The sequence below is a fragment of the Streptomyces sp. DH10 genome (assembly GCF_029813805.1).
Taxonomy (GTDB): Bacteria; Actinomycetota; Actinomycetes; order Streptomycetales; family Streptomycetaceae; genus Streptomyces; species Streptomyces coeruleofuscus.
This window is the reverse complement of the sequence record NZ_JARVKU010000030.1, coordinates 84,539-90,774: the sequence shown is the minus strand read 5'-3', so window position 1 is coordinate 90,774 and position 6,236 is coordinate 84,539. Positions and strand designations below refer to the sequence as shown.

General features: G+C 71.0%; 5 protein-coding genes and 1 riboswitch. All 5 genes read right to left on the bottom strand.

Annotated features, from left to right (window positions below; genetic code table 11):
- Positions 1-172: 172 nt before the first annotated feature.
- Entirely contained in the window at positions 173-970 is a 798-nt protein-coding gene (locus tag QC385_RS39395) for a maleylpyruvate isomerase family mycothiol-dependent enzyme (RefSeq protein WP_279546220.1), read from the bottom strand.
- Between the two features lie 25 nt (positions 971-995).
- Positions 996-2,015: an ABC transporter ATP-binding protein gene (locus tag QC385_RS39390; RefSeq protein WP_279546219.1), complete on the bottom strand. Its 1,020-nt coding sequence runs from the start codon at positions 2,013-2,015 to the stop codon at positions 996-998.
- Positions 2,015-3,703 (bottom strand): ABC transporter permease, encoded by a 1,689-nt coding sequence (locus tag QC385_RS39385; RefSeq protein WP_279546218.1) that lies wholly within the window; start codon positions 3,701-3,703, stop codon positions 2,015-2,017. Before QC385_RS39385 ends, QC385_RS39390 begins: the two co-directional genes overlap by 1 nt.
- Positions 3,679-4,716 carry a thiamine ABC transporter substrate-binding protein gene (locus tag QC385_RS39380; protein ID WP_279546222.1) on the bottom strand — a complete coding sequence of 346 codons (1,038 nt, stop codon included), beginning with the start codon at positions 4,714-4,716 and terminating at the stop codon, positions 3,679-3,681. The genes QC385_RS39385 and QC385_RS39380 overlap by 25 nt, the downstream gene beginning before the upstream one ends.
- 124 nt (positions 4,717-4,840) lie before the next feature.
- Positions 4,841-4,947: riboswitch (TPP riboswitch) on the bottom strand.
- Positions 4,948-4,987: 40 nt separating this feature from the next.
- Entirely contained in the window at positions 4,988-6,094 is a 1,107-nt protein-coding gene (gene rlmN / locus QC385_RS39375; RefSeq protein WP_279546217.1) for a 23S rRNA (adenine(2503)-C(2))-methyltransferase RlmN, read from the bottom strand.
- Between the last annotated feature and the right edge of the window lie 142 nt (positions 6,095-6,236).

Sequence of the window (6,236 nt, the reverse complement as noted above, 5' to 3'; positions counted from 1 at the left end):
CCGCCCGGAGGGCGGGCCTCGCGGCGTCCGGTGCGTGCTCTGGGGGTCCCCCCGGCCGAAGGCTGGGGGAGTGCCGGGCGGACACCCGCGTACTGGTTGTACGTGGGTGTTCGCCCGGTGCGGCGAGGGCGTGCCGGGCGTCGCGGGGCAGGCGGGACTTTGCGGACACGCCCTAGCCGAACGTTGCCCGCTCCAGCCAGAACTCCAGCAGTTCCCGCTCCCCCAGTACCTCCAACTCCGGGGCGTCCAGCGGCAGCCGGCTGTAGAACGCGAGCAGGACGGAGGTGAGCGGACCGCGCAGGGCGACGGTGGCCTTCTTGTGGCCGCGGCGCCAGGCGACACCGTCCTCGGTGAGCTCGATGAGCCACTCGGCGTTCAGGTTCGGCCCGGTGCCGGTGGCGTGCAGGTGGATGCTGCGGCCCGGGCCGCGCAGTTCCCGCGCCGCGCCGTGCGGTGCCGTCCGCTGAATGAACTCGACGATCTGGAGCCACTCGTCGATCGCGTCGGCGGCCACGTCGGGCGCGACCTCGTAGGGCAGTCCGGCGGCGAGCGTGGCGTCCGCGCGGTGCACGGTGATCTCGTGCGTCATCCGGCGGGCCCAGAACCCGGAGTTGAGGATCCCCGCCCAGCTCCACACCTTCGTGTCCGGCCCGGCCTCCCGCAACGCCGCGACGACCTGCTCGCCGCCCTCCGCCAGCCATGCGTCCAGGACGGCGGCGTCACCCCGTATCCCGGGTCCGGCGAGGCCCGGCACCCGCTCCTCGGGCACCTCCTCCTGGGCCCGGGTCCGCACGATGAACTCCACCCAGCGCAGAGCCCCGCCCATATGCCGGACCAGGTCCTCCAGCGACCAGTCCGGGCAGGTCGGCACGGTGCCGGACAGATCCGCGCCGGACGTGACCACGGACCTCAACAGAGCCACCTGGTGGGCGATTTCGTCGCAGTAGCGGTCGTGTGCGAGTAGCGTCATGCCCCGCACCTTAGGCGGCAGCCGATCAGTCGAGCACCACGATTTCTCCCGCGTCGAACTCCACCCCGACCTCGTCCCCGGTCTCCGGCGCCGCCCGCAGCGCGCACGCCGCCTCCAGTCGCGGGGCGTCCTCCGGCTGGAGGTGGACGGCGACATGGGTGCCCTTGAAGGTGCGCGCGGTCACCGTGCAGCGCAGGCCCGTGCCGGCGGGCACCAGCCGCACACCGGCGGGCCGCACGAGCAGGGTCCGCGTGCCCTGCGGGGCATCCTCCGGCACCGGCACCTTGCCCCACGGCGTGTCCGCGGCCTCCGCCCCGACCGTCGCCTCGACGACGTTCTCGAAGCCGAGGAAGCGGGCCACGAACGCGTCGGCCGGCCGCTGCCACACCTCAAGAGGCGTACCGGACTGGGCGATCCGCCCGTCCCGCATCACCACGACCCGGTCGGCCAGCGCGAAGGCCTCCCCCTGGTCGTGCGTCACGGCGAGCACGGTCGTGCCCAACAGGCCGAACAGCTCCTTCAGTTCGACGACCAGCCGCTCCCTGAGCGACCGGTCGAGCTGCCCCAGCGGCTCGTCCAGCATCAGCAACCGGGGGCTCGGCGCCAGGGCCCGGGCCAGCGCCACCCGCTGCTGCTCCCCGCCGGACAGCGCCGCGACGGCCCGGCGGGATGCGCCCGGCAGGCCGACCAGATCCAGCAACTCCTGTACACGATCGGCCTGTTGCCGCTTCGACGCCCCGTGCATACGCAGCCCGAAGGCGACGTTGCCGCCCACGTCCCGCTGCGGGAACAGCTGGTGGTCCTGGAACATCAGCCCGACTCCGCGCCGGTGCGCGGGCACGCCGGCCTGGTCGCGCCCGTCGAGCACGACCCGCCCGGAATCGAGCGGCTGAAGCCCCGCCACGACCCGCAGCAGCGTCGACTTGCCGCTGCCGCTGGGCCCGAGCACACACACGACCTCGTGCTCGGCGACCTCCAGATCGACGGCGTCCAGCACGGCACGCCCGCCGAAGCGGACCGTCGCACCCTCCAGGGCCAGCAGCATCAGAACTCCCCGCTCCGGTCGGTGCGAAGCCTCTCCAGTACCAGCAGGGCCACGGCACACACCACCATCAGAATCGTCGAAAGGGCCATCGCCTGGCCGTAGTTGAGCTCCCCCGGCCGCCCCAGCAGCCGCGCCACGGCCACCGGGAGCGTCGGGTTGTCGGGACGCGCGATGAACACCGTCGCCCCGAACTCTCCGAGCGACACCGCGAAGGCGAACCCCGCCGCGATCAGCAGCGCCCGGCGCACCATCGGCAGATCCACCTCACGCCACACCCGCCAGGGTGAGGCCCCCAGCACCGAGGCCGCCTCCCGCAGCCGCACGTCCACCGCCCGCAGCACGGGCAGCATCGTCCGCACGACGAATGGCACACCGACCAGCGCCTGCGCGAGCGGCACCAGGATCCACGACGACCTCAGATCCAGCGGCGGCTCGTCCAGGGCGATCAGGAACCCGAAGCCCACGGTCACCGCCGACACCCCGAGCGGCAGCATCAGCAGCGCGTCGAAGCCCCGCACGAACCGCCCGGCGTCCCGGCGGGTGAGCGCGACGGAGGCGAGCCCCCCGATCAGCACGGCGATGAGCGTGGCGGCGACGGCGTACGACAGGGAATTGCCGATCGCCTCGATCGGCGCCACCAGGAACACCCCGCCGTCGTCCCTGGTCAGGGCCCGGTAGTAGCCGAAGCCGGGCGGGTCCAGGGACCGCTCCACGAGCACCGCGAGCGGCAGCAGGAGCAGCACGACGACGGTGACGAGCACCCCGCCCAGCAGCGCCCACTGCCCGGTGCCGCGCGGCCGGCGCGCGGTCACGGACGGGTCCACCAGACGCAGAGCGGTCTCCCGCCGCCGTACGGTCCAGGCGTGCAGGGCGAGGATCGCGCCCACCGCGACGAACTGGATCAGCGTCAGCACGGCCGCCGTGGACAGGTCGAAGATCTCCGACGTCTGCCGGTAGATCTCCACCTCCAGGGTCGAGAAGGTGGGCCCGCCGAGGATCTGGACGACACCGAAGGAGGTGAAGGTGAACAGGAAGACCATGAGCGCGGCGGCGGCCACGGCGGGCGCGAGCGCCGGCAGCGTGACCTGCCGCCAGGCCCTCAGCGGCGACGCCCCGAGCATCCGCGCGGCCTCCTCCTGCCGCGGGTCGAGCTGCGCCCAGAGCCCGCCGACGGTCCGCACGACGACCGCGTAGTTGAAGAAGACGTGTGCGAGCAGGATCGCCCACACGGTGGTGTCCAGCCGCACGCCCCACAGCTCGTCCAACAGCCCGCCCCGCCCGACCAGCGCCAGGAAGGCCGTTCCGACGACGACCGTCGGCAGCACGAACGGCACGGTCACGGCGGCCCGCAGGACCTGCTTGCCCGGGAAGTCGAAGCGCGCGAAGACGTACGCGCCGGGCAGCGCGATCAGCAGGGTGAGTACCGTCGAGACGATCGCCTGCCAGGTGGTGAACCACAGGACGTGCCGGACGTCGGACTGCGCCAGCACCTCCCCGATCCGCCCGAACTGCCAGACCCCGTCGACCTCCAGACCGCGCGCGACGATCGCGGCGACGGGGTAGGCGAAGAAGACCGCGAAGAACGCGACGGGCACGGCGATGAGCCCGAGCCGCGCCGCGCTCCCGCGCCGGTCCCTGCGGACGGCTGCTCCGGTCGGCCCCGTTACTTCAGTACGAGCGAAGTCCACGACTTGACCCACTGGTCACGGCGGTCGGCGATCTTCGCCGGGTCCATGGTCTCCGGGTCCTTCACCTGCGGCCCGTACTTCACGAACTCCGGCGGCACCTGGGCGCCCTCGCGCACCGGGTACACGTACATGTTGAGCGGCATGTCCTCCTGGAACCGCTCGCTGATCAAGAAGTCGAGGAACGCCTTGCCACCCTTGGTGTTCTTGGCGTTGCTCAGCAGCCCGGCGTACTCGACCTGCCGGAAGCAGGTGCCCTGCGCGACCCCGGTCGGTGCCGTGGTGGGCTTCGGGTCGGTGTAGACGACCTCGACGGGCGGCGAGGAGGCGTACGACACGACGAGCGGCCGGTCCCCCTTGGCCTTCTTGCCGCTGGCCGAGCCGGAGAACTCCTCGTTGTAGGCCTGCTCCCAGCCGTCGACGACCTTTACGCCGTTGGCCTTGAGCTTCTTCCAGTACCCCTCCCAGCCCCCGTCGCCGTACTTCGCGGCGGTGCCCAGCAGGAAGCCGAGGCCGGGCGAGGAGGTGGAGGCGTTCTCGGTGACGAGGAGGTTCTTGTACTGGGGCTTGACCAGGTCGTCGAAGCTGCGCGGCGGGTCGAGCTTGTGGTCGGCGAAGTACTTCTTGTCGTAGTTGACGCAGATGTCGCCGGTGTCGACGGGCGTGACCCGGTGCTTGTCCTGGTCGGCCCGGTACTCCGGCGCGATCCGGTCCGAGCCCTTCGCCTCGTACGGCTGGAACAGGCCGTTGTCGAGGGCGCGGGACAGCAGCGTGTTGTCGACCCCGAAGAAGACGTCGCCCTGCGGGTTGTCCTTGGTCAGGATGGCCTTGTTCACGGCCTGCCCGGCGTCGCCGTCCTCGAGGACGTTCACCTTGTAGCCGGACTGCTTCTCGAAGGCCGCGATGACGCCCTTCGAGGCGGCCCACGAGTTGTGGCTGACGAGCGTCACGGTCTTGGAGTCGCCGGACCCCTGGCCGCCGTCGGACGACCCGCAGGCGGCGAGCGTGCCGGCCATGCCGAGCCCGACGGCCACCGCCGTCAGCCTCTTGATGTTGTTGCTCACTGGATTCCTCCTGGAGGACCAGGAGAAGACGCGGCCCTGCCCGGGATCCCTGGGATTCCCGGGCAGGGCGCAACAGCTCGAGTGATGACCGATCTCCCTACCCAGAATGACCTGGGCCAGGTTCGGAGGGTCTGCGGCCGTGTGCCGCACTCTCAGCGCTGTGGCGCTCCCCTGTCGGAATATGAAGGTGTCGGAAAATACGGTTGTGCTTACGCCGGTCAGACTACCGTTCGGTCGCCGCGAGCTGACCACACGCCCCGTCGATCTCCTGACCACGGGTGTCCCGGATCGTCACCGGCACACCATGGGCCGCGATCGCCTCCACGAAGGCCTTCTCGTCCTCCGGCCGGGAAGCCGTCCACTTCGACCCGGGCGTCGGGTTGAGCGGGATCAGGTTCACGTGCACGGGCCTGCCCTTGAGCATCCGCCCGAGCCGGTCACCGCGCCAGGCCTGATCGTTGATGTCCCGGATCAGCGCGTACTCGATGGACAGCCGGCGCCCGGACTTGGCGCTGTACTCGAAGCCGGCGTCCAGCACCTCCCGGACCTGCCACCGCGTGTTCACGGGCACGAGGGTGTCGCGCAGCTCGTCGTCGGGGGCGTGCAGCGAGATCGCGAGGCGGCACTTGAGGCCCTCGTCGGCGAACCGGTGGATGGCCGGGACGAGACCGACCGTCGAGACGGTGATCCCGCGCTGCGACAGCCCCAGCCCGTCGGGCTCGGGGTCGGTGAGCCGCCGGATGGAGCCGAGGACCCGGTTGTAGTTGGCGAGGGGCTCGCCCATGCCCATGAACACGATGTTGCTGAGCCGCGCCGGCCCGCCGGGCACATCACCGTCCCTGAGCGCCCGCATACCGTCCACGATCTGGTGCACGATCTCGGCGGTGGACAGATTCCGGTCGAGCCCCGCCTGCCCGGTCGCGCAGAACGGGCAGTTCATCCCGCACCCGGCCTGCGAGCTGATGCACATGGTCACCCGGTCCGGGTAGCGCATCAGCACGGACTCGACGAGCGTCCCGTCGAACAGCCGCCACAGCGTCTTGCGCGTGGTGCCCTGGTCGGTCGACAGATGCCGCACGACGGTCATCAGCTCGGGGAGCAGCGCCTCCTGGAGCCGGCCGCGCGAGCCGGCCGGGATGTCGGTCCACTGCTCCGGATCGTGCGCGTACCGCGCGAAGTAGTGCTGCGAGAGCTGCTTGGCACGAAACGGCTTCTCCCCGACAGCGGCTACGGCCTCCTTGCGCTCGGCAGGAGTGAGGTCGGCGAGATGCCGCGGCGGCTTCTTGGCTCCGCGGGGGGCGACGAAAGTGAGTTCTCCGGGCTTAGGCATGGCTGTACCAGTGTCGCAGATCGATTCATGTGACCTGCGACCGTCATTTCGCAGCGTCGCTCTCGCAGATGTTCGCAGGAAACGATCGTGCTGCCGTCAGTGAGGACCCCCGCGCCCACCACGGACTACCGGCACCTCCGGG